This window comes from Rhizobium sp. SEMIA4064 (assembly GCF_003025035.1).
In the GTDB taxonomy this organism is placed as follows: Bacteria; Pseudomonadota; Alphaproteobacteria; order Rhizobiales; family Rhizobiaceae; genus Rhizobium; species Rhizobium paranaense.
Genome location: NZ_PYJN01000001.1, coordinates 157,956 through 182,500 on the forward strand (window position 1 = coordinate 157,956; position 24,545 = coordinate 182,500).

Genomic DNA, 24,545 nt, shown 5'->3' on the forward strand with positions numbered 1-24,545 from the left:
AAGCAAATGACTGGTTGAGATTTAGTTACCGCGCGAGCAACCGATTTTCCTTCCAAACTTCGGAAAAACCGCTAATACCGGATACCGGCTATCACCAATACCGGGGACCCCCTTTTTGATGACTCGTTTCGATGTACTGACCGTTGGCAACGCTATCGTCGACATTATCTCCCGCTGCAACGATCAATTCCTGATCGACAACAAGATCACCAAGGCCGCGATGAATCTCATCGATGCCGATCGTGCCGAACTGCTCTATTCGCGCATGGGTCCGGCGCTCGAAGCCTCCGGCGGCAGTGCCGGCAATACGGCGGCAGGTGTTGCGAATTTTGGCGGCAGGGCAGCCTATTTCGGCAAGGTTGCGGAAGATCAGTTGGGCGAAATCTTCGCCCACGACATCCGCGCCCAGGGCGTGCACTACGAAACCAAGCCGAAGGGCACGTTCCCGCCGACCGCCCGTTCCATGATCTTCGTCACCGAGGATGGCGAGCGTTCGATGAACACCTATCTCGGCGCCTGTGTCGAGCTTGGCCCGGAAGATGTCGAGGAAGATGTCGTCGCCGCCGCCAAAGTCACCTATTTCGAAGGCTATCTCTGGGATCCGCCGCGCGCAAAGGAAGCGATTCGCGAGTGCGCCCGCATCGCCCATGCCAATGGCCGCGAAATGTCGATGACCCTGTCCGACAGCTTCTGCGTCGGCCGTTATCGCGAGGAATTCCTCGATCTCATGCGCTCGGGCACCGTCGATATCGTTTTCGCCAATCGCGATGAAGCCCTTTCGCTGTACGAGACGGACGATTTCGAGAAAGCGTTGAAGCTGATTGCGGGCGATTGCAAGATCGCAGCCGTCACCATAGGCAAGGATGGCGCCGTGATCGTACGCGGCGACGAACGCTATGTCGTCGATGCCCATCCGATCGAAGAGCGCGTCGATACGACCGGCGCCGGCGATCTTTTCGCCGCTGGCTTCCTCTTCGGCTATACGCAGAATCGCAGCCTCGAAGATTGCGGCAAGCTCGGCAACCTCGCGGCAGCCATCGTCATCGAGCAGATCGGCCCACGGCCGATGCGGTCGCTGTCGGAAGCGGCCAAGGAGACGGGGCTTCTCTAAATAGCCGCACTCATTGCTGGTGCTGACTTCGAAAGCCGCTTGCAGCAGATCATTGCGGGCGGCTTTTTTGGTTTGGCATTAAAGGCGGCCAAGGAACTCTATGGTTCCGGCCTCATGGAGAATGAGTATTCCAAGGCCCATGAGGACGAACGGCACTATCAGATGTCCATAACGTCTGATCGGGGCGCCGATCGTCGGGTGATTGACGAGGAAGTGCGCGGCGGCCAGCCACAAGGCCGTCATCAGCGCAAAAACAATGGCGATGATGGCGATCTCATCGATCGTGCGCGTGGCGAAGAGCGGAGTGTAGATGCTGATATTATCGCCGCCATTCGCAATCGTCACCGCCGCGACGGCAATGATATTGCCATGCCCGATTGACGCCTTCTCATGGTCTTCCGGATCATCCTCTTCTTCACGGCCTTGCCGCAACGCCCATAGCTTCTTCAAACCGAGGAAGATCGGCACCAAGCCGAGAAGGCCGATATAGGCGGCGGGAACAACGAGAGAGATCAGGGAGGCAACGGCGCTTACGCCACAAAGAGTGGCAATGCCCAGATATTGGCCGAGGACAATTTGCCGGGCGCGGAATTTACGGTCGGCAAAAAATCCGAGCAGGATAAAAATATCGTCCACATTCGTCGATGCAAACAGGACGATGGCAATGCCGAGATTCCCGAACAAATAGTCCACGAGCACCGTTCCCTGCCCTGGATACCGATGCATCACCGCATCGAAAAAATCACGCGGTCGCGGCTGCCATGGAGCCTTGCGGGGCTTTCTTTTACTTGAAGGCTTCACCGGGGTAGGCGCCCCAGATTTCGGATTGCGCCACCCAGCCTTCGGTGCCGTCGGCGGTCGCCAGGCACCAGTCGCCAGTGCATTCGCGGATATTCATCATCACGCCCGGCTGGAGCTTGGCAATGACGGTGCTCGACGGCTGCGCGTCGCGGCGCATGTTGACGAAGACCGCCTTGCCCTTGCCCTTCATCCACGGCGCGGCGATGGCCGAGCGCTGGCCGGAGAGCAAGGACTGGTTGACCCAGCCTTCGGTGCCGTCGGCGTCACGCACGCGGCGCCAATTGTCATATTCCTGAATGATCTCGACCGGCAATCCCTGCTTGAGATAGAGCCACGACACGGCGTAGTCCCCGCTGGGGCCGACGCGCAGGTTGACGCGCTTCGACTTCAAGGTGACGAACCTCGGCAGCGGTAATCCGCTCGGTCCCTTGGCGGCCTGGGCCGCGGCAAGATCGGCGGTGGCGCCGGCCATCATCAGGCCGATCGCAAAAGCAGCGCAGGACTTCAGGATTTTGCCACGCATTGGATTTCCGTTCGCTCATCATGACCAAGACGCCGTCAGGCGACTTTTTTGTTCCGGTCATCGGCAAATCCCTGCGCCTCGCGCGCGAGTTTTGTTTGTCTTCGCCTGCGGGTCTGGTAGAAATGCCCGGAACGGGAAAATTATCCTGCTTCTTGGTTAAGAACATCTGAACAAGGCATCGCCGGTCGCCATGACGACGAAGAAAAAACCGAAGGTCTATATCACGCGCAAACTGCCGGATGCGGTGGAGACGCGGATGCGCGAACTCTTCGATGCCGAGCTCAACATTGACGATACGCCGCGTACCCAGGCTGAGCTTGTCGAGGCCGTCCGGTCCGCCGATGTGCTGGTGCCGACCGTCACCGACCGCATCGATGCTGCGCTGATCGAGGAAGCCGGGCCACAGATGAAGCTGATCGCCAGCTTTTCCAATGGTACCGACCATATCGACATCGAAGCCGCCGCTCGTCGGGGCATCACGGTCACCAACACGCCGAACGTTCTGACCGAAGACACGGCCGACATGACCATGGCATTGATCCTCGCCGTGCCGCGACGTCTCGCCGAAGGTGCGCGCGTGCTGACGGACAAGCCCGGCGAATGGGCCGGCTGGTCGCCCACCTGGATGCTCGGCCGCCGGATTCACGGCAAGCGTATCGGCATCGTCGGCATGGGCCGTATCGGCACCGCCGTCGCCCGCCGTGCCAAGGCTTTCGGCCTGTCGATCCACTATCACAACCGCAAGCGTGTCAGCATAACGACCGAAGACGAGCTGGAGGCGACCTATTGGGACAGCCTCGATCAGATGCTTGCCCGCGTCGATATCGTTTCCGTCAACTGCCCATCTACGCCCGCGACCTTCCATCTGATTTCGGCGCGCCGGCTCGCGCTGCTGCAGCCGACCAGCTATATCGTCAACACGGCGCGCGGCGATGTCATCGACGAAACGGCGCTGATCAAGATCCTGCGCGAAGGCAAGATCGCCGGCGCCGGTCTCGACGTCTTCGAGAACGAACCGGCCGTCAATCCGAAGCTGGTAAAGCTCGCCAACGAGGGCAAGGTGGTGCTGCTGCCGCATATGAGTTCGGCCACGCTCGAAAGCCGCATCGACATGGGCGACAAGGTCATCATCAACATCCGCGCCTTCATCGACGGCCATCGCCCACCGAACCGCGTTTTGCCATTTCGCTGAGCTAAATCAGGATCTTCCGCATCTCGATCGACGTGGTGCGATCGAAGCCGGCATGGCGGGCCTCGGCGGTTTTCTGGAATCCCCAGTTGGCAAAGGTAGTGTGATTGCCGGTCAGTTCGACTCGCGTTTCCAGCCGCAGCGCACCGAGTCCACGCTCCCGCGCAGTCCTCTCCGCGAGCCTCAGCAAGCGCCTGCCGATCCCCTTGCCCTGCGCGGCCGGTAGGACCGCGAGCTTGCCGATATAGAGGCTATCCGGTTCCGGACGGCAGAATGTGCAGCCGGCTAATCGATTGTCTTCGAAGGCCACATAGGCGATTTCGTTCTTTGCCTTTTCCCTGAGCGATTGCGAGGTCAGCGACAGCGCTGACGAGGGCGGATCGATCCGCCCGTTCATATAGGCGAAGGAGGCGAGAATGAGCGCAAGCAACTCGTCCCAGCGGTCGAAGCTGTCGTCGAGACGCTGAAGAATGATATCGGTCATTATTCCGCCGCGGCCCTGGAGCGCTTGCGGCGATAACGGACAGTCTCGAAGCGGGCGGCAAGCCCGTCATAGAGCAGCAGCCGGCCGATGAGCGGTTCGCCGATGCCGGTGATGAGCTTGATCGCCTCCATTGCCATCAGCGTGCCGATGACGCCGGTCAAGGCGCCGATGACGCCAGCCTCGGCGCAGGCGGGGATAAGGCCCTCCGGCGGCGGTGCCGGGAAGAGATCGCGATAGCGCGGATTGGGCAGGCCGTCGGCGTCATTCTCATAGGGTTTCAGCGTCGTCACGGACCCGTCGAAGCGTCCGACTGCGCCGGTCACGAGCGGCAGGCGCGCCGCCTCGGTCGCATCGGCAGCGGCATAGCGCGTGTCGAAATTGTCGGAGCCATCGATGACAAGGTCGAAACCGGCAAGATGTCGCGTCGCGGTATCGGGGCTGAACCGTTCCTCGAAACGGATAGTATGCACATGCGGATTGAGGCGGGCGATCGCATCCGCCGCGCTCTGCGTCTTCAACTCGCCGATCGTCCCCGTATCGTGAATCACCTGCCGCTGCAGGTTGGAAAGCGAAACACGATCGTCATCGGCAATACCGAGCGTGCCGACACCGGCGGCGGCGAGATATTGCAGCACCGGCGTACCAAGGCCGCCGGCGCCGATGACCAGCACGCGTGCCGCCTTCAATCTTTGCTGACCGGCGCCGCCGACCTCGGGCAAGAGGATATGGCGGTGATAGCGGGCGATTTCGTCTGAGCTCAAAGGATCCATGCGAGCGAGCCTATCACAATTGCGGCGGAGGAGGCGCTAGGATTTCGTAATGCCGCCATGCGCGACGGTAAAGAATTGCGCGCGCTCGCCAAGCGCGGAAAACATCGCCTTGTCGGTGCCAGTCATGAAGGCCTGGCCGCCGAGCCCGTCGATCAGGTCGAAGAGGGCGGCGCGCCGGCCTTCGTCCAGATGCGCAGCGATTTCATCGAGCAGCAGGATCGGTGCATGGCCAGTCAGGTTGCCGACGAGGCGGGCATGGGCGAGGACAAGGCCGACGAGTAGCGCTTTCTGTTCGCCCGTCGAGCAACGCTCCGCCTCCATACCTTTCTCACGATGACGTACCAGAAGATCGGCGCGGTGCGGGCCGTCAAGCGTGCGCCCGGCGGCCGCGTCGCGATAACGTCCCTCGCGCAGCATTTCGGCATAACTGTCCTCGAGATCGACGGCGGGGCGATCGAATTGCCCATCAAGAAAGCCGGAGAGTTCAAGCGCGGCTGATGGAAAGGGCGTTGCTTCACGCGATTCGGCGATCAGCCGCGAGAGAAGGCCGAGCATTTCCTGCCGGGCAAGCGCCATGGCGATGCCGAGGCTCGCCATTTGCTCCTCGATGCCGGCAAGCCAGGACGGATCGAATCGGCCTTCGCCAAGCAGTTTGTTGCGGCTGCGCATGGCGCGCTCGAAATCGCTGGCGCGGCGGCCATGTGCCGGATCGAGCGACAGCACCAGCCGGTCGAGGAAACGGCGCCGTTCGGAGGAGCCGCCAGTGAACAGCCCGTCCATGGACGGCGTCAGCCAGAGCACGCGCAAATGGTCGGTCAACTCATCCGCGGTCTTGGCCGGTGTGCCGTTGATCCGGAGCTTGCGTGCCGTCGTCTCGTCGGTCGCGTCGACACCGGTGCCGATCTCGACTTCGCCGTCCATGCCATCAAGCTCGGCGAAGATCGAAAAGCCGCCCGATGCGTCGACGCGGGTGACATCCGCATAAGCCGCGCGCCGCAGCCCGCGCCCGGGTGAAAGGAAGGAGATTGCCTCCATCAGATTGGTCTTGCCGGCGCCGTTATCGCCGGTCAGCACCACATGCCGCTCGTCAAGCGCAAGCGACGCCGCCGCATAATTGCGGAAGTCGGTCAGCTTCAGGCGCGAGATGAAAACCTTGTGCGGCATCGGGCATCCGGATTCGTTCTGGCCAGAGAGCTATGCCGAACGATGCATAAGCGCAAGAGCCGCCCGCCATCGCCATTCCCGCCCTCCGAAAGAGCGCGCCTATCGATCGCACGCATAGGTCGGCCGATTTTATCGCGGCGCATCGGGATTTCGCGACAACGCGGCCAGCAAATCGGCCAATTGGTCGGCTCGGGCATCATCCAGCTTGTCACCCACATGGCGTTGGAGCGCCGAGGCATAGACGGTCCACATGCGGGCCTGTATGGCACGACCGGCATCTGTAACAATGACCCAGCGGCCCCGACCATCGTCAATAAATACTTCGCGCTGAACAAGGTTGGCCCTCTCCATTCTGTCGAGAAGGCGGGAAAGGTTGTGTTGCGCCAGGAGTGTACGCTGCTCGATCTCATAAGGGCGCAACTTGCCATCTTCGGCTCGCGACAGCTCGAGCAGAACGTCATACCAGCCGAGCGGCGGCAAGTCGGCTGTCTTCAAGTCCCGTTCGATTGCTGCAAAAACAAGTTGTTGCGCACGCATGAGGCGTACCCATGCCCGCGTGATCGCGGTTGATGGCCGTGGGGCTGTGGTATCTGAACAATCGGACATAGATGCAATTACATCTACATTGACCGATAAGGCAAGCTCTTATATAGATGCAATTACATCTATCTCGAGCGGAGACCTTTTCATGACCCAGCATCGCCTGACAGACCCCGGCGTCGTGCTGCTGTCCATTGCGCAATTCCTGTTCGGCGACGGGCCTTGCGCGCTCCGATCCTCACTTCCAATTCGCTGATTCACAGAAGGAGCTATACGATGTCCGACGCCAAGCTGACCCTCATCAGCCATCACCTTTGCCCCTACGTCCAACGCGCCGCCATCGCGCTTGCCGAAAAAGGCGTGCCGTTCGAGCGTCGCTATGTCGATCTGGCGGCAAAACCCGACTGGTTTCTTGCAATTTCCCCTCTTGGCAAGGTGCCCCTGCTGATCATACGTCAGGATGATGGTACTGACGCGGTCCTCTTCGAGAGTGCCGTCATCTGCGAATACCTGGAGGAGACCCAACCTGGCGGTCCGCTACATCCCGCCGATCCGCTCACGCGTGCCCGGCATCGCGGGTGGATCGAATTTGGTTCCTCCATCCTCTCGGACCTATGGGGATTCGAGACTGCCAAGGATGCCCAAACCTATGAGGTCAAGCGTACGGCGCTGGTCGACAAATTCGCGCGTGTGGAAGCACAATTGGGTGAGGGGCCGTTCTTCGCCGGCACTGCATTCAGCCTCGTCGATGCTGTGTTTGCGCCGATTTTCCGCTATTTCGATGTGTTCGATATCATCGCTGCGACTGGCATATTCGCTGAGCTGCCGCGCGTCAGGTTCTGGCGTGCGTCTCTTGCTGCCCGGCAAAGCGTCAAGGACGCCGTAATGGACAACTACGGAGATCGCCTCAAGATGTTCCTTCAGAACCACGATGCGTGGCTGCTGAAACTCGCAAACTGAAAGATCGAGCGCGTCATCATCTGACGCGCAGCCCGCCTGGATTCCACAATATGTGAGTTAGTGGCCGGCCGAATCATCGGCCGGTTTCACGTGAAGCAATGTGATTCGCCGCTTAGTCGCTGAACGTGTCGAAGAAATCCTTCATGCGGGCAAAAAAGCCCGTTGATTCGGGATTGTTGTCCTTCGAGGAGATCTGCTCGAATTCCTGCAGCAGCTCGCGCTGGCGCTTGGTGAGCTTTTGCGGCGTTTCGATCTGGATCTGAATGTAGAGATCGCCGACCTGGCTGGAGCGCAGCACCGGCATGCCCTTGGCCTTCAGGCGGAATTGCTTGCCGACCTGCGTGCCTTCGGGAACGGTGACGCGCGATTTCGTGCCGTCGAGTGTTGCGACGTCGAAAGTGCCCCCAAGGGCAGCCGTCGTCATCGAGATCGGCACAGCACAATAGAGATCGGCCCCATCGCGCTGGAAGAATTCATGCGGCTTGACGGAGAGGAAGATATAGAGATCGCCCGAAGGCCCGCCACGCAGGCCGGCTTCGCCTTCGCCCTGCAGGCGGATGCGCGTGCCATCCTCGATGCCGGCCGGGATGTTGACCGAAAGCGAACGCTCTTCGGTCACGCGGCCCTGACCGTGGCATTTGGTGCAGGGATCGGGAATGATCTGGCCGCGGCCATGGCAGGTCGGACAGGTGCGCTCGACCGAGAAGAAACCCTGTGCGGCCCGTACGCGGCCGGCACCCTGGCAAGTACCGCAGGTCTTCGGCTGCGTGCCCGGCTTGGCGCCGGAACCGGAGCAGACGTCGCATGTGATGGAGGTCGGCACGCGAATCTGCGCCGTCTTGCCGGTGAAGGCCTCTTCGAGCGAGATTTCCATGTTGTAGCGAAGATCGGCGCCGCGTTCGCGACCGCCGGAAGAACGCCCGCGCGAGCGTCCGCCACCCATCATCTCGCCGAAAATATCTTCGAAAATATCGGAGAAGCCACCGCCGCCGAAGCCGCCGCCACCAAAACCGCCGCCGCCGCCCATGCCGCCATGTTCGAAGGCAGCATGGCCATAGCGATCATAGGCCGCGCGCTTCTGCGGATCCTTGAGCGTCTCGTAGGCTTCGTTGATTTCCTTGAACTTTCGCTCGGCGTCCTTATCCTCCGGGTTCTTGTCCGGATGAAATTTCATCGCCAGCTTGCGAAAAGCGCTTTTCAGCTCTTTCTCGTCTGCCGTTCTGGCGACACCCAACGTGTCGTAAAAGTCCGCTTTTGCCATTAAGGAATAGACCCCGGAAATGGATTTCCGGCTGCCCTAAGGCAGCCGGATCTGAGTTTCCGCAAAACCAGTTAAGGTTTGCGATTATGCCGACCGCTTGCGGTCGTCCTCGTCCTTGATTTCCTCGTAGTCGGCGTCGACGACATCGTCCTTGCCACCTGCCGAGGCATCAGCGGTAGAGCCTTCCGCCTGCTGGGACTCATAGATCGCTTGGCCGAGTTTCATGGAAACTTCCATGAGGGTCTGGGTCTTGGCCTTGATGTCTTCGGCATCGGGCTCGGAAGCTTCGGTTGCCGCCTTCAGTGCTGCAATCGCATCGGAGATCGCGTTGCGGTCCGCTTCGGTTACCTTGTCGCCATAATCCTTCAGCGACTTCTCGCTGGAGTGGATCAGGCTTTCGGCCTGGTTCTTGGCTTCCACGCCTTCGCGGCGCTTCTTGTCTTCGGCAGCGTGCGCTTCGGCATCCTTGACCATCTTTTCGATGTCGGCGTCAGAGAGGCCGCCCGAAGCCTGGATGCGGATCTGCTGTTCCTTGCCCGTGCCCTTGTCCTTGGCCGAAACCTGGACGATGCCGTTGGCGTCGATATCGAAGGTGACTTCGATCTGCGGAACACCACGCGGAGCCGGCGGCAGGCCAACGAGGTCGAATTGGCCGAGCAACTTGTTGTCGGCAGCCATTTCGCGCTCGCCCTGCGAAACGCGGATGGTCACGGCCGACTGGTTGTCGTCGGCGGTCGAGAAGGTCTGCGACTTCTTCGTCGGGATCGTCGTGTTACGCTCGATCAGACGGGTGAAGACGCCGCCCAGCGTTTCGATGCCGAGAGACAGCGGGGTCACGTCGAGCAGCAGAACGTCCTTGACGTCGCCCTGCAGAACGCCGGCCTGGATGGCGGCGCCGAGTGCGACGACTTCATCCGGGTTGACGCCCTTGTGCGGCTCCTTGCCGAACAGTTGCTTGACGATTTCCTGCACCTTCGGCATGCGGCTCATGCCGCCGACGAGAACGACTTCGTCGATTTCAGCGGCGGTAACGCCGGCATCCTTGAGCGCTGCCTTGCAGGGAGCGATCGTGCGCTGCACGAGATCGTCGACCAGGCTTTCCAGCTTGGCGCGGGTCAGCTTCAGCGTCAGGTGCTTCGGACCGGTGGCGTCTGCCGTGATGAAGGGCAGGTTGATTTCGGTCTGCTGCGAAGAGGATAGTTCGATCTTGGCCTTTTCAGCAGCTTCCTTCAGGCGCTGCAGAGCGAGCTTGTCGCCCTTGAGGTCGATGCCGTTGTCCTTCTTGAATTCGGCAACGAGATATTCGACGAGACGCATGTCGAAGTCTTCACCGCCGAGGAAGGTATCGCCGTTGGTCGACTTCACTTCGAAGACGCCGTCGCCGATTTCCAGGATCGAGATATCGAAGGTGCCGCCGCCAAGGTCGTAGACAGCGATCGTCTTGCCGTCCTTCTTGTCGAGGCCGTAAGCGAGTGCAGCAGCCGTCGGCTCGTTGATGATGCGCAGAACTTCAAGACCGGCGATCCTGCCGGCATCCTTGGTTGCCTGGCGCTGCGCGTCGTTGAAGTAAGCGGGAACGGTGATGACGGCCTTTTCGACCTTTTCGCCGAGATAGGATTCGGCGGTTTCCTTCATCTTCTGAAGGATCATTGCGGAAACTTGTGCGGGCGAATAGCCCTTACCCTGCGCTTCGACCCAGGCATCGCCATTGTCGCCGCGAACGATGTTGAAAGGAACGAGATGCTTGTCCTTCTCGACGGTCGGATCTTCGTAGCGGCGGCCGATCAGGCGCTTGACAGCGAAGAGGGTATTGGTGGGGTTGGTGACCGCCTGGCGCTTCGCCGGCTGGCCGACGAGGCGTTCACTGTCGTCCGTGAAGGCTACCATTGAGGGGGTGGTGCGGGCGCCTTCGGCATTCTCGATCACTTTCGCGTCCTTACCGTCCATGACGGCGACGCAGGAATTCGTGGTTCCAAGGTCGATACCAATTACTTTTGCCATGTCATTCTCTCCTTGAAGCAAGCTATCGGAACCCCTGTCAGGCATTCCATTGACAGCCCCTTACGGGATGGTCTTGAGGATTGCGCAGCCATGACTGCGGTGATGCCGCGTATATAAGTAGCGGTTTTACTGACTGCAAGGCAGGAAATCACCCGGAATCCAGCAAAACGAATGGTTTGTCGTCCAAATTCCACAGTGTCCCATCGAGGCGGGGAGCCTGCGGAATTTGCGCGACCATCTATCAGATCAGCCTTGACCCGGCCATGCAAGCGGCAATGCTGAGAATCGCTTCTTATTGCCCCAGGATGATGTCGAGAAGCGAGGAGCGGTGCCGCCGGACCGTCGCCGTCGTCGGGCCGGGATCGCCGATATCGGCAGGCGGGATATCGTCGTCGTACCGGTCCGAGCTGTAAGGATTGTTGTCGGCAAGGCCCACGGGCGGCAGATCCTCGGGATCGTCGTTCATCGCGGCCTGGTTGACGGGTTGCTGCTGCTGGATCGGTTGCTGCGCCGGGCGCTGCCGGATCATGGGCTGGCTCTGCTGCTGCGCGCCCTGGCCGTCATCGCTGCCGGAGATGATGGCGCCGATCGTCGTCTGCTGGTCGGTGTTCGGCTGGGCTTCCGCCACCGGCAGGCCGTTGTCGATGATCTGGCCGCCGCCGAAGATCGGGGTCGGCGTCAGGCCCTTATGGGCGGCGACCATGAATTCTTTCCAGGCCTTGGCCGGCAGTCCGCCGCCCGTTACCTTCTTCATCGATTTGCCGTCGTCATTGCCGAACCAGACGCCTGTCGTCAGATGGCTGGTGAAGCCGACGAACAGCGCATCGCGGAAGGATTGCGTCGTGCCGCTCTTGCCCGCCGCCTGCCAGCCGGGAATGCGGGCGGCCTTGCCGGTTCCGAAGTTGATGACGCCGGCCATCATCGCATTCATGTTGGTGACGACATCAGGATTCAGGACCTGCGGTGGATTGTCGAAATTTGCCTGATAGAGCACCTTGCCGGAGGCGGTCGTCACCTTGGCGATAACGTGTGGTGTCGCCTTGTAGCCGCCGTTCATGAAGGAGGCATAGGCCGAGGTCAGCTCCAGCAGCGAGACTTCCGACGTGCCGAGTGCGATCGAGGCATTGGCCTGCAGGTCGGATTCGATGCCCAGCCGATGCGCGACCTTGACCACCTGCTCCGGTCCTACTTCGGTCGCAAGCTGGGCGGCCACCGTGTTCAGCGAATGGGCTACGGCCGTGGCGAGCGTTACCGGCCCGCTATATTTCTGCTCGTAATTCTCCGGCGCCCAATTGCCGATTTTCACCGGCACGTCGTTGCGGATGGAGTTCGGCGTCAGGCCCATCTCCAGTGCCGCGGTATAGACGAAAGGCTTGAAGGCTGAGCCCGGCTGGCGCTTGGCGGTGACGGCGCGGTTGAACTGGCTCTGCGCATAGTCCCGGCCACCCACCAATGCGCGGATCGCGCCCGTTGCGTCGACGGAGACGAGGGAGGCTTGCGAAGCGTTGAGTTTCTTACCGTCCTTGGCAAGCACATCGTTGAGCGCCTGTTCGGCCTTCTGCTCCAGCGACATGTCGATCGTGGTGTCGACGGTCAGATCCTCTTTGACGGCGCCGCCGATCAGGCCGGGAAGCTGGTCCATGACCATATCAGCGACATAGTTCTGCGCGCCGCTCCAATAGCTCGTCGCGTGCGTCGGCGGCTGCGACATCGCCGTCTTGATATCGGCTTCGCTGATGAAGCCCTGATCGCGCATCGCCTGCAGCACGAGCTGGGCGCGAGCCTCGGCTGCGGCGGGATCGCGGGCGGGCGACAGCTTCGACGGCGCCTTGACGAGGCCGGCGAGCATGGCTGCTTCGCCGAGATTGACGTCGCGGGCCGACTTGTTGAAGTAACGTTGTGCCGCCGCCTCAACGCCATAGGCATTCGCGCCGAAGTAGACGCGGTTCAGGTACATCGTAAGGATCTGGTCCTTGGTGTACTTGTGCTCCAGCCAGATGGCGAGCAGCACTTCCTGCACCTTGCGCTCCAGCGTGCGCTCCGGCGACAGGAAGAGGTTCTTGGCGAGCTGCTGTGTCAGCGTCGAGCCGCCCTGCACGGCATGGCCGGTCAGCACGTTCGTCACCACTGCACGGCCAAGGCCGATCGGATCGAAGCCGAAATGCGAATAGAAGCGGCGATCCTCGATGGCGACGATCGCCTTGGGAATATAGGGCGACATATCGCTCAGCGTCAGAGCTTCGCCGCCGGTCGCGCCGCGATTGGCGATGATGCTGCCGCCGAGATCGGCGATCTTGACGTTCGGCGGCCGGTCGGGAATGGCCCAGGTGCTGGCGTTCGGCATGCGCGATCCGTAATAGACCACGAGACCCGCGGCGCCGATGCCGGCCCAGATGCAGAGTACGATACCCCAATAGATCACCGAGCGGACGAAGCCGAAAAAGCCACCGCCACGCTCGCGACGCGGCTGCTTACGCCGTTTTTTGGAGCGGCGCGGTCTGTCCGGCAGAGGGTCCTCGCCGCGACCGGAAGAACGCCCGCCGCCGGCAATCCGCTCGCCCGCGCTGAAACCATCATCGCTGCGTTCGTTGCCGCTTGAAAACGAGGGTTCTATCCTCTGGCCTGATCTGCTTTTGCCTGCCATTGCGGACCGGTCGTACCCCCGATGGTTCCATATGCCGATGTCTGATGTTGGGCTGTCACGCGCCCGCTCGTCCCCCGCGCTCGCATCGCCTGGGCATTAAAGCCCGGGTGAACTGTAAATGCGGCGATTTAAGGAGGGATTAAAAACATCTTTAACCGATCGCAGCGGCAGCATTCGTCCATCCACAACGGGTTTGTTCAAGGAACTTTTGTTTTTCTCGTGCATTCTCTCTTCATAAAATAAGAGGGCGAGCAAATGAGTTCACATATCAACTTCGAGAAAGTCGGCGAAAATAAGCTGCGGGAAGTCTGGAGTGTCGAGGATTTCGTGCGGCGCCATCGGATTTGCAAGGAAGAGGAACTGCGGCTGAAGAAGCTGTTCGGCGACTTCGCCACCAAGCAGGAGCTGCTGTCGAACGCGCAGAGGCCCCCACTGTTTCGCTAGAGGCTGTTTCGTTAGAGCGGGTGGACAGGCCGAACCGACGTTCATCGTGGACCGCTGCGACCGGTTGGTCCATTGCGGGGGAGGCCTTATCGTGTGGAAACGCTTTGAATTATGGCTGATCGATCAGCTTGACCGGATTTTTGGATTGGAGCGGCTCGCTCGCCGGGCCGGCTTCTCGGCCGATGATGCGAAGCGGATTGCACGCGAGAAGTGAAAGCATCTGACAGGCAGCATGAAGAAATCATCAAACGGCTCACCCGATCTATGGTGCTACCGGCCGAGGCTCATCCCTTAATTCCAGATTGTAGAAATACGCATATCGCCCCGTTTGCGAGAAAACGACCTTTGGTCTCGCTGGAACTTTATGCCTATTAAAAACTTTATCCTTACGTGAAACTCCCTGAGTCGCCGGCTACTCCATGTGGCCGGCGAATTTACCTCTTTTGAATCGTTTTGATTCTATGAAATGTGCTTGAATGTTCCATATTTTCGAATGCTCTGATTGAGGTTATAGTGGAGTTATGTGACCGTCTTGGAGGGCGGTCCCAGGCACTTGGTAGCGCGTGAGGAGGAGTATTCATGCGACACATCAAATGGAGCAACCCGATCGAGATCGGTTTCGCCCATGGCAGCTTCCAGATAGTGACCGGCCCTTCCGAGGCCCTGAATTGCATGGCCAACCTCTGGCCAGATCGGCGTGGTCCGCTTTATGTGGCTGCGAGAAGCGTCTGCCGAGCTGCGATCGACGGACGGAAATCCGCCGAAGAGGCGCGTGAAATGTTCATTTCCGCGACGCGCGAGGCGCATTTGAAAACCCATTGAGGCAGCGCGGCGCATCGACGCCGCCTGATTACTCAATCTTCCGAGCCGGCGAAGGCCGGCCGCTGTCGCGCAACTCCGAATGCGCGTTCTTCCTGACATCATTGATCCCGGTTTCGCCGCCATACCGATGGTTCGGCGATTTCCAGGCATAAGTGCGCAACGCGAAAGGCCAGCGACGCGGGGTCGCTGGCCTAATCATATTGCTGTCACGTCAGCGATTACCGGTTGGAGCCTCTTGGCGTCATGCGGCAATCAGGTTGCGTAACCGGGCAGGGGTCGACATGGTCGGGGCTGTATGGCCCTGGCGAACCGGCATTCGGCCGTGGATTGTTCTGCCCCTGTTGTGGTTGTGGCTGCGGTCGCGGCTGTTGCTGCTGCGGTTGTTGCTGCGGTGGCGGCCGGCGTTGCTGATCGCCCTGGCGGTTGTCGTCGCGCCGACGGTCCTGACCGCCGCCCCAGTCCTGGTTATTGTCCTGTTGTCCGCCCCAGTCGCGATTGCGGTCTCGCTGGCGGCGCCAGTCCTCATTATCCTGCTGGTCGCCCCAATCGCGGTTTCGGTACGGACGGCGATCCCAGTTGCTGTCTGAGCCGTCATCCCAACCGGGGTTACGATAAGGACGCTGGTCCCAATTCGCATCCGGACGGCGGTAGCCCCAGCCCGGCCCGCGCCGCCAGCGATCGCGGTCGCGGTAAAAGTCGCGGCCACGGTAATAGCGATCCCAATAGTCGTCGAAGTTGAAGGTGATGGTCGGAATGCCGAGCGGCCGGTAATATTGCGGTCCGACATAGATCCGGCGCGATTGATAGGTTGCCTGAATGTACTGACCGGCGACCCAGCCACGGCCGCCGAAGAAGGAGACGTCGCACCACGGTGTTTCGTTGAGGCAGCCGTTGATCTCCAGCGGTGTGCCGACGGGGATTCTGGTCACTGCCGGATACTGCGTGCTCGGGCCGGACCGCATATTGACGTTGGCGGTGGCAAAACCCTCTGCGGCTTCCGCGATCGCCGGTGTCGCAACGAATGCGGTCAGCGCAATTGCGGCAAGAAGCTTATGTCTCATCAATGCTCTCCTTCGCGCGTCGCCGGCAGGATGGGATCGGGCGGCGACTGCGCTGATTGCTGTTGTCCGCTTGCCCGACATCTCCGGCAAGGGACATGTGGTGCGGTTACAGGACCCGGCATGCCGTTTCCAGTTTCGATAAGATGAAAGTTAGCGCAATCACGGGATTTGGTTAGGTCCGGCGCTATTCTTCCAATCTTTTCAGCAGTTTTAGGAGAGTTTGCATGAATGCAGGTTGAACGAATACGGGTAAAACTCTCAAAATTTGTATTAATTTTTATAAAGGCCTACTTATTATCTTGAGGGTTACCATGGCTTTAGTGAGCGAATTGCCGCGTTCTCCAGTAATATGGCGAAGAGAATAATTTTCACCGGCCTTGAAATCGCCACCTTGTCACCCGATATGGTGTGCAGTCAGGCAGCCGGAGAATGGCGGGCGCGCTTCAAAGCGAGCCGTTTTCATTCCATGGAGATTGCGGAAGTGACGTTGACCTTGTGTTAACCTTTCGCGATCAATCTGGCTGCAGTTCCACCTTCCCTTTGACCACGGATGTACTGGCACTGATGTGAGGGTGGATGACGAAAGGCCGGTTCGCTCCGGCCTTTTTGTTTATTGGCTGTCTGGTGGCGTGCTTTGCGGAAGCGGAGCGCGCCATTTTTAATTTGATCCCATTTTTCCGACCAAAGAAAAACCGCCGCGGTTGCCCGCGGCGGTTCTTATGAAAAGCGCCCGACGAAGCCGGGCGGTCTGTTTAGTTGACGGTCTTCTTGGCAGCGACCTTGACGACCTTGGCAGGTGCTGCGGCAACGATTGCCTTTTTGGCCGGAACATAACCGGCGCCGATATTGACGTTCAGAGAGATGTAATCGATGGCACTCTGTGAGACAGCCTGGGCAAGGCTGTTCTGCGCATCCGAAACGTTGCGCTGTGCGTCGAGAACGTCGAGCAGCGAAGAGGCGCCGTCCTTATAGCTTGCCGTCGAGAGTTCGAGGGCTTCCTGATAGGACTTCACCTGCGCCCGCAGTGCGGAAACCGTCTGCGCATCGCGGCTAACGGCCGACAGGGCGTTTTCGACCTGTTCGACACCAGACAGCACCGTTTGCTTCCAGACGATATACTGTTCGCGGCTGCTAGATTCGGCGCTCTTGACGTTGGCGCGCAAGGTGCCGCCATCGAAGATCGGCAGCGACAGGCTTGGGCCGAACGACCAGGTCGTCAGGCTGCCGCTGATGGACTTCGTGTGAATGTAGGACGGCGAAATCGAACCACCGAGCGTGATCGTCGGGAAGAGCTGGGCTTCCGCTACGCCGATCTGTGCGGTTGCAGCAGCAAGGTTACGCTCGGCGACACGGATGTCGGGCCGGTTGCGGATGAGATCCGCCGGGACACCCGAATCGACACGGCCGCGGAATACCGGCTGGTTACCGCCGCTCTGCAACTGGGCGATAATGGTCTGCGACGGTACGTTGAGCAGCGTTGCGATATGATGCACCGCCTGCCGGTAGCTAATTTCGAGGCTCGGAATTGTCGAAAGCGTCTGGTTGACGAGACCTTCAGCCTGGACGACGTCGAGGCGGGAAGCAGCACCGGCATCAAGCTGGAACTTGGTCAATGCGAGCGTCTCGCGGCGAGACCTCAGGTTATCCTGCGCGATAGAAATGCGGGCCTGATAGAGGCGGACATTGACGTAGCTGTTTGCCAGATCCTGCAGATAGGTCAGGCGAGCGACGTCGACGTTGGAATAGGCCGCATCCAGCGATGCATTGGCGCTTTCCTTGGCGCGGCGGTATTGGCCCCAGAGGTCGAGCAGCCACGAAGCCGTGAGATCGCCGCTGGTGGTGTTTCGCGTTTCGGTTTGCGTGCGCAATCCGCCCTTCTCGCCGCTGGTCGTATTACCGCCTTGCACGAGGAGGCTCGGCAGCCCGCCGGCGGCGGCGGAAACAACATTGGCCTGGGCCTGATTGATGCGTTCCAGCGACTGCTGGATGTTGAGGTTTTCTGCAAGTCCCTGCTCAACCAAGGTGTTCAGCTTCCTATCGCCGAAGGCTGTCCACCATTGCGAACTCGAGACGTCGCTATTGATCTTCGTACCGCCCTCCGAGAACTTGCCCGCGAGGGGCATTTCCGGTGGCTTATGATCGGGGCCGCTGACGCAACCTGCCAGAAGAAGCAGCAGGGCGGGGGCGGCAGTACGAATGGATACCATCACATTATCCCACAATTCATTTTACATGGTCACTATCTTACGGAGTCAACGTGACCCCATGTGTGTCGGCGCTTCTGTCTACGCAATACCAATCAAACGAGCCGAAGCATTCGGCGTCAATCTATCAACAAGTTTGCAATAGCACAGTGCCTTTTGCGATTTTTCGCGGCGGAACACGTGTGGGAACATGACAAATAGGGGGGTTCCGGTAAAAAAATTATGAAGTGTTGCAAAAAACATACCCTACCCATTGCTACTTAAAGCAGTGAATGGTTAAGGATTCGAGATCCGACGCAACTCTGGGGCGGTCATTCCGTGCAGGTGCACGGCTAAATGACCATTCGGACGGTTCGTTATGGGAAGTAATGGGAGAGGCTTGCGCGAACCCGGTCGCGCGGTGTTGCACCGCGGTCGTCGGGAACGAAGGGCGTAGCCGTAATCGCTTCGTAAGCGCGGATGTACACCTTCGAGGTCTGTTCGATCAGATCGAGCGGAATTTCGGGTATCTCGTCCTTATAAGGATCGCACCGCTCGCTCACCCAGGCGCGGACGAAATCCTTGTCGAAACTTGCAGGGCGCGCGCCCTTTTCGAAGCTCTCTTGGTAACTGTCGGCCAACCAGTAGCGGCTGCTGTCCGGCGTATGGATTTCGTCGGCGAGAAGGATGTTGCCGTTTTCGTCGGTGCCGAACTCATATTTGGTGTCGACGAGGATCAGCCCCCGCTTGAGGGCAAGCTCCTGGCCGCGGGCGAACAAGGCCAGCGCGTAATCAGACAATGTCTGCCATTGCTCCCTCGTCAAAAGCCCTCGCTCGACGATCTGCGCCGGCGTCAGCGGTTCGTCATGGCCGCCGTCGAATTCCTTGCTGGTCGGCGTGATGATCGGCTCCGGCAGGATCTGATTGTCGCGCATGCCGTCCGGCAGGGTGATGCCGTACATCTCGCGCTGACCCTTCTTATAGAGCGTCAGGATAGAGGTGCCGGTGGTGCCGGCGAGATAGCCGCGCACGACAACCTCCACCGGCAGGATGTTTAGCCGCTTGCCGACGACCACATTGGGATCGGGATAGGCGATGACGTGGTTCGGGCAGATGTCCTTCGTCGCCTCGAACCAGTAGCGCGCCGTCTGCGTCAGTACCTGTCCTTTATATGGGATGCAGGTGAGGATGCGGTCGAAGGCGCTCAGCCGATCGGTGCTGATGATGATGCGGCTCCCGTCCGGCAGGTCATAATTCTCGCGCACCTTGCCGCGGTAATAATTGGGCAGTTCCGGAAAATGGGCTTCGGAGAGAATTCGCAACTTGGTCACCAGCAGGCTCGTGCATCCGCCCTGCGGATGCTTCATGGTTGGACCCTTAACGCATAATACCAGAAATCGGAATCGATTTTCGGACGGGATTATCGTCATCGGTTAAGCGCGGCTGCGCTCAAATCCAGAACCAACCGATCAAGGCCAGTGCCAGGCCATAGCTGACAATGGTCAACAGCCAGCCGGCGCGCAGGAAGTCGGTGAAACGATAGCTGCCGATGCTCATGGTCAGCGTATTGTTATGATGACCGAACGGCGTGATGAAATCGAGCGAGGCACCGGCCGCAACCGCAATTAGATAGGCATTGGCGGAATGCCCCGCCTTGGCCGCCAGTTCGAAGGCGATCGGCGTCAGCACGATGGCGACGGTGGCGTTGTTGACGAAAGGCGTGATCACCATCGCCAGAAACAGGATGAGCGCGACGCCGAAACCCGGCCGTTCGATCGGCACGATGGCGCCGAGCCCGCCCGCCAGCATCTCCGCCGTCCCCGATGTCGCCACTGCCGTACCGAGCGGGATCATCGCCGCCAGCATAATGATGATCGGCCAGTTGAGATCGGCGATCGCAGCGCGCAGATTGATGAAGTTCAACAGGGCCATCGCCAGGATGACGCCTGCAAAGGCGATCTCCGGGCGAAGCAGGCCGGTAGCAGCGGCAAGCACGCCGCAGGCAAAAAGCAGAAGCGGCCAGAAGGAGCGCAACGGCGGCGTGTGGTCGTAGCTTGCGGCCAGCGGCAGGCATTCGCATTCTTCCAGCGCCTCAGCGATAGCATGCTTCGGCCCTTCCAGCTTGAGGATATCGCCGATCGAAAGCGTAAGATCGTCGAAACGGCCTTCGATGCGCGGCGAGCGCATGGAAAGCCCGGTGATCGCGACCCCCCGCGACCGGAAAACGTCCAGCGATTGGACGCGCGAGCCGATCAAAGTGCTTTGCGGCATGACCACCGCTTCGCTGCGAATGAAATCGGACCCGTAGGGATCGGGATGGGATTCGAGCATCAGTACGCCCTTGGCCGAAAGCCTGTCGAACAGCACGTCCGGCCCTTCGGCAAGCAGAATGTCGCCGGCCTCGATCACGGTGCTTTCGGCAGGAGAGGCAAAGCGGCTGCCGCGGATCAGCGCATACGGCTGGATACCGAAAGCCCGACGGCAGTCCACCAGGCGCTGCCCGACCAAGGGGGAGCCATGCGGTATCCGGCGTTCCGCGATCATCTGCCGGTCCACGGTCCGGCCGGGGACTGCATCTTCCTCACTCGATCTGGGAAACAACCGCGGAACGGTCGCGGCAATCACAATCACGCCGACCACGGCAACCGGCAGGCCGACATAGGCGAAGTCGAAAAAATGGAAGCCGCGTCCCGTCGCCCTGAGCAGCGCGTCGCTGACCAGAAGGTTAGCCGGCGTGCCGATCAGCGACACCAATCCGCCGAGTAGTGCTGAAAACGAAATGGGGATCAGCAATTGTCGCCGTGGAATGGCGGTGACGTCGGCGATGCGCAGCGCCACCGGCAGCGCGATGGCATAGGCGCCGATATTGTTCATGAAGATCGAGATGAAAGCCGTCAGTCCGGAGAGAGCTCCGATGATCACAAAGGACGGCGGATCTGCGGCAAGCAAGCGGTCCGCCAGCGCGCCGAAAAGCTGCGCCCGTGCCAGCACCTGCACGATCAGCAGGATTTCGATCACGGTGATCACGACCGGGCTCGCGAGGCCGGAAAACACCCCCTCTGACGAATAGAGGCCCAGCGCGTATCCCGCAAGCAGCCCGGCGATCGAGATGACCTCGATCCGGAAACGGTCAAGACAAAACAGCGCCAGCATCAGGCCCAGAAGGATCAGCAGGGATGCTTGTTCGAACGTCATGGGCGGGCCCCGGAGATTCGCTAAGACCCAGAATGAACCAGCCGGCCGGTTCTGTACAGCCCCGGCGAGACCGCCGTCAGGCAGGCCTGCGCCAACCGCCGTTTCCGCTCCTTTCGAGGATCGGCGTCGAAAAAACGCCGACGATCCGCCCGTTCCACGGCATGCCGGTGGCATCGACCCGCTCCCGCCAGCGCTCGGATTGCAGCATGGCCACCCCGATCACGACAGGCTCGATGCCGCATGCCGCCAAAAGCTCCAGGCCGGAGACGATGGAGGCGCCGCTCGAGATCACGTCGTCGATCAGCCCAACCCGCTTTCCTTGCAGAAGCGGCAGCATGCGCGGATCGATATAAAGCCGCTTCTCCTGGTTCGGCGTGGTGATGGAGGACAGCGAAACCGACAGATCCTCGCGATACCAGAATTTGCGCGAGGTGCCGAGCGGAACATAACGCTGATGGCCGAGAGCACGGGCAACCGCGCTTGCTAGCGTCAGCCCGAGCGTTGGCAGCCCGGCGACAACATCGACATCATGTATCGCGATGCGTGCGGCTAGCGCTTCGGCCAGCGCCTCCTGCACGGAAAAACTGGCCTGATTGATGATCAGCGAGGCCAGCGCGTGGTCGCCATCGGCCAGCACACGGATCGGCAGACGCATTTGCCGCCTGTCGGGCAGCTCCGCCACATAGAAATCGCGGAACTCGCCGCTTGCATCAAAGCTTTGCGGCGGATGGATTTCCTGCCAGAAATCATGAGGCTGCATTGCGTCCCGCCTTCAGCCCATTTCGCCCCTTCTTTTCCAAGCCCGCACGGCGGCGAAGCCCGAGAATTTCCGCCTCCGTCAGCGCCCGGACCGCGCCTTTCGGAAGATCGCCGAGCGCGATATCGCCAAAAGCGACGCGCACCAGTCGCAGGCATTCGATGTCGAGCACCTCCAGCATCCGCCGGATCTGCCGGTTGCGCCCCTCCTTGAGCTCGACCTCGATCCAGGCATTGCGGTCACCGCTGCGCAGCAGGCGGGCGGAGATGGCGGTCAGAAGCTCCCCATCGTCAATGATTCCACGTTCCATGCGGCTCAGGAGTTCTTGGTCCATGATGCGGTTGACCTGGACATGATAGATCTTGCTCACATGGGTGACGGGATCGAGCAACACCTGCGCCAACACGGTGTCATTGGTGAAGAGAAGCAGCCCTTCGCTTGCCTTGTCCAGCCGTCCGACCGGTGCCAAATGTCGGGCGTCGATATCCTTCAGACAGTCATAGACCGTCGGCCGGCCCTCGGGATCGTCGCGTGTCGTCACCAGCCCGCGCGGCTTGTTCAGCATGAAATAAAGCTGCTTTTCTGCTGCGATCTCGACGCCGCCGACGGCAATCCGCGCCCGGTCGAGATCGATCCAGGCGGCCGGATCGGTGATCTTGCGGCCGTCGACTGTAACGCGGCCGGCAGCGATCAATGCTTCGGCCTGGGTGCGCGAGCAATAGCCGAGCTTCGACAGCGCCCGCGGCAGCGTTACGCGCTTGCCTTCAGCCTCCGGCCGGCCTTTCGCCCCCTTGCCTGATCTCTGCGGTGCATGCCTTTGGCTCACCCCGTTGCCTCGTCCTTGTTGTGTCGATGGTTAGGCGTATCGGCCCGATAAAGCACGAGGCCAATCCTTCGCACGGGGAACGTCGCGACGCAAATCGCAGCAAAGGGAAACACACAGGAGAGACAGGGCTCGCGCCTTGTCAACGCGAGCCCTGCCGGCGGGCCGGAGCGGCGATGGGTCGGGTGCGGCGGCGCCGGGGTAGCTGTCGCCGCCCGCTCCGGAGGGGGCCGTCGCGGCGAAACCTGCATGGCCTCTGTTGCCGGAATTTTTCAGAACGGCGGAAATTTGTTACAGTTTGTATCACCGGCCGTTTCCTTGTTGTCAAAACCGCCCTTCGCCTCGCATGGATGCGTCATGGTTTGTGCATCGCTTCTTCTGGTCGAGGACGACCGCGAAATTCGGGCGCTTCTGGAGGAGTTCCTGAGCCGCGAAGGGTTTGCTGTCGAGGCGGTCGAAAGCGCCGCCGCCATGGATCGCGCACTCGCGAGAGGTTTTCCCGATCTCATCATTCTCGACCTGATGCTGCCGGGCGAAGATGGGTTGTCGGCCTGCCGCCGCATACGGGCGCGCAGCCAGGTGCCGATCCTGATGCTGACTGCGAAGTCCGATGATATCGACCGCATTCTCGGCCTTGAAATGGGCGCCGACGATTATCTCGGCAAACCCTTCAATCCGCGCGAGCTCTTGGCGCGCATCCGCGCCATCCTGCGCCGCTCCGGTCCCGAACGACCCGAGGAGGGCAGCGGCCCGCGCCGGCGCAAGAGTTTTGCGGGCCTCATCGTCGATCTCGACGGCAGGGCGATCGAGATCGAAGGCGAGGGTCCGGTGCGCCTGACGACCGCGGAGTTCGATCTGCTCGTCTGCTTCCTGGAACGGCCGCGCCGGGTGCTGTCGCGCGACCAACTGCTCGACTGGACGCGCGGCCGTGGCGCCGATCCCTTCGATCGCACCATCGACGTGACTGTCTCGCGCCTGCGCACCAAGCTTGCGCATTATTTGCCCGATGGCGCGCAGGTCATCACCACTGTCCGCAATGCCGGCTACCTGCTGACCGTCGATGTGAGGGATGTCTGAACCATGCTGAAACTCGGCCTCGTTTCCCGCATCATCATGATCGTTGCCGTGGCGCTGTTCATCATCCAGCTCGCCGCCTTCGTCGCCGCCAGTTTGAAACCGGACTTGCCGCTCAACCACCAGCTATCGCCGGCGATGCAGGTCAAGTCGGCGATGCGCCTCCTCGATGCCATTCAGCCCGAGGCGCAGGAGCAGGCCGCGCGGGCGCTGAACGCCACTGGTCTCGATCTGCGCCTGGTCGATGCCGCAGCGCCCGCGCAAAATGATGCAGCCGATCTCACTCTCGGCCGCACACTGGCCCGTGAGTTTGCCAACATGGCGTTTGGCGATCGTTATTTCAGCTTACGCTCTCTCCCGGAACGACCGCAGGGTTGGTTTTCAGTCGGTGCTCCCGACCGAACGATAGAAGTGTCGATCGGCGTTGCCGGCGGCAAGGTTGCCGTCTTCAGCCTGGCCGATACGCCGACGGTGCGGCTGCGCGGCGTGCCGGTGGGCTTCATGGCCGGACTTCTCGGCGTGCTGGTGGCGGTGATCGCCGTCTGCGCCGTGGCGCGCGAGACGCGGCCGCTGACCAGGCTGTCACGCACCGTCAATTCCATCGGAAAGGGCCTGCAGCCGATCGATATTCCGGAGCGGGGCGCCTGCGAGCTGCGCATGCTGATCCGCGCCATCAACGGCATGCAATTGCGCATCGCTGCCTTGATCAACAACCGCACCCTGATCCTCGGGGCGATC

24 protein-coding genes (1 of these 24 only partly in view) are annotated in these 24,545 nt (G+C 60.7%); 9 read left to right on the top strand and 15 right to left on the bottom strand.

The features are described from left to right. The first annotated feature begins 118 nt into the window (after positions 1 to 118). Positions 119 to 1,111 carry an adenosine kinase gene (locus tag C9E91_RS00760; RefSeq protein WP_107106479.1) on the top strand — a complete coding sequence of 331 codons (993 nt, stop codon included), beginning with the start codon at positions 119 to 121 and terminating at the stop codon, positions 1,109 to 1,111. A 78-nt stretch (positions 1,112 to 1,189) separates the two neighbouring features. Here C9E91_RS00760 and C9E91_RS00765 read toward each other — a convergent pair whose 3' ends face one another. Further along, on the bottom strand, positions 1,190 to 1,804 hold the full coding sequence (locus C9E91_RS00765; RefSeq protein WP_245407395.1) for a cadmium resistance transporter: 615 nt from the start codon (positions 1,802 to 1,804) through the stop codon (positions 1,190 to 1,192). A gap of 91 nt (positions 1,805 to 1,895) precedes the next feature. Further along, positions 1,896 to 2,435, bottom strand: a complete 540-nt coding sequence (locus C9E91_RS00770) for an SH3 domain-containing protein (RefSeq protein WP_107106481.1) — start codon at positions 2,433 to 2,435, stop codon at positions 1,896 to 1,898. Between C9E91_RS00770 and C9E91_RS19685 the strand changes: the two genes are divergently transcribed. Continuing rightward, complete coding sequence (locus C9E91_RS19685) at positions 2,435 to 2,605, top strand: hypothetical protein (RefSeq protein ID WP_210203673.1); 171 nt, start codon at positions 2,435 to 2,437, stop codon at positions 2,603 to 2,605. The two genes, C9E91_RS00770 and C9E91_RS19685, sit on opposite strands and share 1 nt — an antisense overlap. Positions 2,606 to 2,625: 20 nt before the next feature. Beyond that, a complete protein-coding gene (locus C9E91_RS00775) occupies positions 2,626 to 3,627 on the top strand; it encodes a 2-hydroxyacid dehydrogenase (protein WP_107106482.1) in 1,002 nt (333 codons plus the stop codon). A gap of 1 nt (position 3,628) precedes the next feature. Here the strand turns inward: C9E91_RS00775 and C9E91_RS00780 are convergent, their stop codons facing one another. The 4 genes from C9E91_RS00780 to C9E91_RS00795 all read right to left on the bottom strand — a co-directional run bounded on the left by C9E91_RS00780 (position 3,629) and on the right by C9E91_RS00795 (position 6,648). Beyond that, positions 3,629 to 4,099 (bottom strand): GNAT family N-acetyltransferase, encoded by a 471-nt coding sequence (locus C9E91_RS00780; protein WP_181315983.1) that lies wholly within the window; start codon positions 4,097 to 4,099, stop codon positions 3,629 to 3,631. An 8-nt stretch (positions 4,100 to 4,107) separates the two neighbouring features. Continuing rightward, complete coding sequence (locus tag C9E91_RS00785) at positions 4,108 to 4,878, bottom strand: molybdopterin-synthase adenylyltransferase MoeB (RefSeq protein WP_107106484.1); 771 nt, start codon at positions 4,876 to 4,878, stop codon at positions 4,108 to 4,110. A gap of 36 nt (positions 4,879 to 4,914) precedes the next feature. Continuing rightward, positions 4,915 to 6,042, bottom strand: a complete 1,128-nt coding sequence (recF, locus tag C9E91_RS00790) for a DNA replication/repair protein RecF (RefSeq protein ID WP_107106485.1) — start codon at positions 6,040 to 6,042, stop codon at positions 4,915 to 4,917. Between the two features lie 129 nt (positions 6,043 to 6,171). Continuing rightward, the gene (locus C9E91_RS00795; RefSeq protein ID WP_107106486.1) at positions 6,172 to 6,648 is read right to left on the bottom strand and encodes a MarR family winged helix-turn-helix transcriptional regulator; all 477 of its coding nucleotides are present in this window, start codon (positions 6,646 to 6,648) and stop codon (positions 6,172 to 6,174) included. A 210-nt stretch (positions 6,649 to 6,858) separates the two neighbouring features. Here C9E91_RS00795 and C9E91_RS00800 point away from each other — a divergent pair, with 210 nt between their 5' ends. Beyond that, positions 6,859 to 7,542, top strand: coding sequence for a glutathione S-transferase family protein (locus tag C9E91_RS00800; protein WP_107106487.1), 684 nt, complete (start codon positions 6,859 to 6,861; stop codon positions 7,540 to 7,542). A 112-nt stretch (positions 7,543 to 7,654) separates the two neighbouring features. Here the strand turns inward: C9E91_RS00800 and dnaJ are convergent, their stop codons facing one another. The 3 genes from dnaJ to C9E91_RS00815 form a co-directional block, all read right to left on the bottom strand. After that, the gene (dnaJ, locus tag C9E91_RS00805; protein ID WP_107106488.1) at positions 7,655 to 8,803 is read right to left on the bottom strand and encodes a molecular chaperone DnaJ; all 1,149 of its coding nucleotides are present in this window, start codon (positions 8,801 to 8,803) and stop codon (positions 7,655 to 7,657) included. An 84-nt stretch (positions 8,804 to 8,887) separates the two neighbouring features. Next, positions 8,888 to 10,804, bottom strand: coding sequence for a molecular chaperone DnaK (gene dnaK / locus C9E91_RS00810; protein ID WP_107106489.1), 1,917 nt, complete (start codon positions 10,802 to 10,804; stop codon positions 8,888 to 8,890). 292 nt (positions 10,805 to 11,096) lie between these two features. Next, positions 11,097 to 13,448, bottom strand: a complete 2,352-nt coding sequence (locus C9E91_RS00815) for a transglycosylase domain-containing protein (RefSeq protein WP_107106490.1) — start codon at positions 13,446 to 13,448, stop codon at positions 11,097 to 11,099. A 255-nt stretch (positions 13,449 to 13,703) separates the two neighbouring features. Here C9E91_RS00815 and C9E91_RS00820 point away from each other — a divergent pair, with 255 nt between their 5' ends. From C9E91_RS00820 to C9E91_RS00825, 3 genes are all read left to right on the top strand, one after another. Next, positions 13,704 to 13,892: a hypothetical protein gene (locus C9E91_RS00820; RefSeq protein WP_107106491.1), complete on the top strand. Its 189-nt coding sequence runs from the start codon at positions 13,704 to 13,706 to the stop codon at positions 13,890 to 13,892. A 91-nt stretch (positions 13,893 to 13,983) separates the two neighbouring features. Further along, a complete protein-coding gene (locus tag C9E91_RS20045) occupies positions 13,984 to 14,106 on the top strand; it encodes a hypothetical protein (RefSeq protein ID WP_260303263.1) in 123 nt (40 codons plus the stop codon). A gap of 365 nt (positions 14,107 to 14,471) precedes the next feature. Continuing rightward, entirely contained in the window at positions 14,472 to 14,714 is a 243-nt protein-coding gene (locus C9E91_RS00825; RefSeq protein ID WP_107106492.1) for a DUF982 domain-containing protein, read from the top strand. Between the two features lie 218 nt (positions 14,715 to 14,932). On the opposite strand, the gene C9E91_RS00830 is transcribed toward C9E91_RS00825, so the two are convergent. The 6 genes from C9E91_RS00830 to C9E91_RS00855 all read right to left on the bottom strand — a co-directional run bounded on the left by C9E91_RS00830 (position 14,933) and on the right by C9E91_RS00855 (position 22,736). Continuing rightward, complete coding sequence (locus C9E91_RS00830; RefSeq protein ID WP_107106493.1) at positions 14,933 to 15,775, bottom strand: SH3 domain-containing protein; 843 nt, start codon at positions 15,773 to 15,775, stop codon at positions 14,933 to 14,935. Positions 15,776 to 16,527: 752 nt separating this feature from the next. Then, entirely contained in the window at positions 16,528 to 17,982 is a 1,455-nt protein-coding gene (locus C9E91_RS00835) for an efflux transporter outer membrane subunit (RefSeq protein ID WP_107106494.1), read from the bottom strand. 353 nt (positions 17,983 to 18,335) lie between these two features. After that, on the bottom strand, positions 18,336 to 19,280 hold the full coding sequence (locus tag C9E91_RS00840; RefSeq protein ID WP_107106615.1) for a phosphoribosylaminoimidazolesuccinocarboxamide synthase: 945 nt from the start codon (positions 19,278 to 19,280) through the stop codon (positions 18,336 to 18,338). Between the two features lie 127 nt (positions 19,281 to 19,407). Next, complete coding sequence (locus C9E91_RS00845) at positions 19,408 to 21,153, bottom strand: SLC13 family permease (RefSeq protein ID WP_107106495.1); 1,746 nt, start codon at positions 21,151 to 21,153, stop codon at positions 19,408 to 19,410. A gap of 76 nt (positions 21,154 to 21,229) precedes the next feature. After that, positions 21,230 to 21,913, bottom strand: a complete 684-nt coding sequence (locus C9E91_RS00850; protein ID WP_107106496.1) for a phosphoribosyltransferase — start codon at positions 21,911 to 21,913, stop codon at positions 21,230 to 21,232. Continuing rightward, positions 21,900 to 22,736 carry a pseudouridine synthase gene (locus C9E91_RS00855; protein ID WP_107106497.1) on the bottom strand — a complete coding sequence of 279 codons (837 nt, stop codon included), beginning with the start codon at positions 22,734 to 22,736 and terminating at the stop codon, positions 21,900 to 21,902. The genes C9E91_RS00850 and C9E91_RS00855 overlap by 14 nt, the downstream gene beginning before the upstream one ends. A gap of 354 nt (positions 22,737 to 23,090) precedes the next feature. On the opposite strand from C9E91_RS00855, the gene C9E91_RS00860 reads away from it, so the two are divergent. Together C9E91_RS00860 and C9E91_RS00865 are read left to right on the top strand one after the other, a co-directional pair. After that, on the top strand, positions 23,091 to 23,810 hold the full coding sequence (locus tag C9E91_RS00860; RefSeq protein ID WP_107106498.1) for a response regulator: 720 nt from the start codon (positions 23,091 to 23,093) through the stop codon (positions 23,808 to 23,810). Between the two features lie 3 nt (positions 23,811 to 23,813). Further along, on the top strand, positions 23,814 to 24,545 hold the 5' portion of the coding sequence (locus tag C9E91_RS00865; RefSeq protein WP_107106499.1) for an ATP-binding protein. Its footprint extends 618 nt past the window's final position; only the first 732 of its 1,350 coding nucleotides appear in the window; its start codon is at positions 23,814 to 23,816; the stop codon falls past the right edge of the window.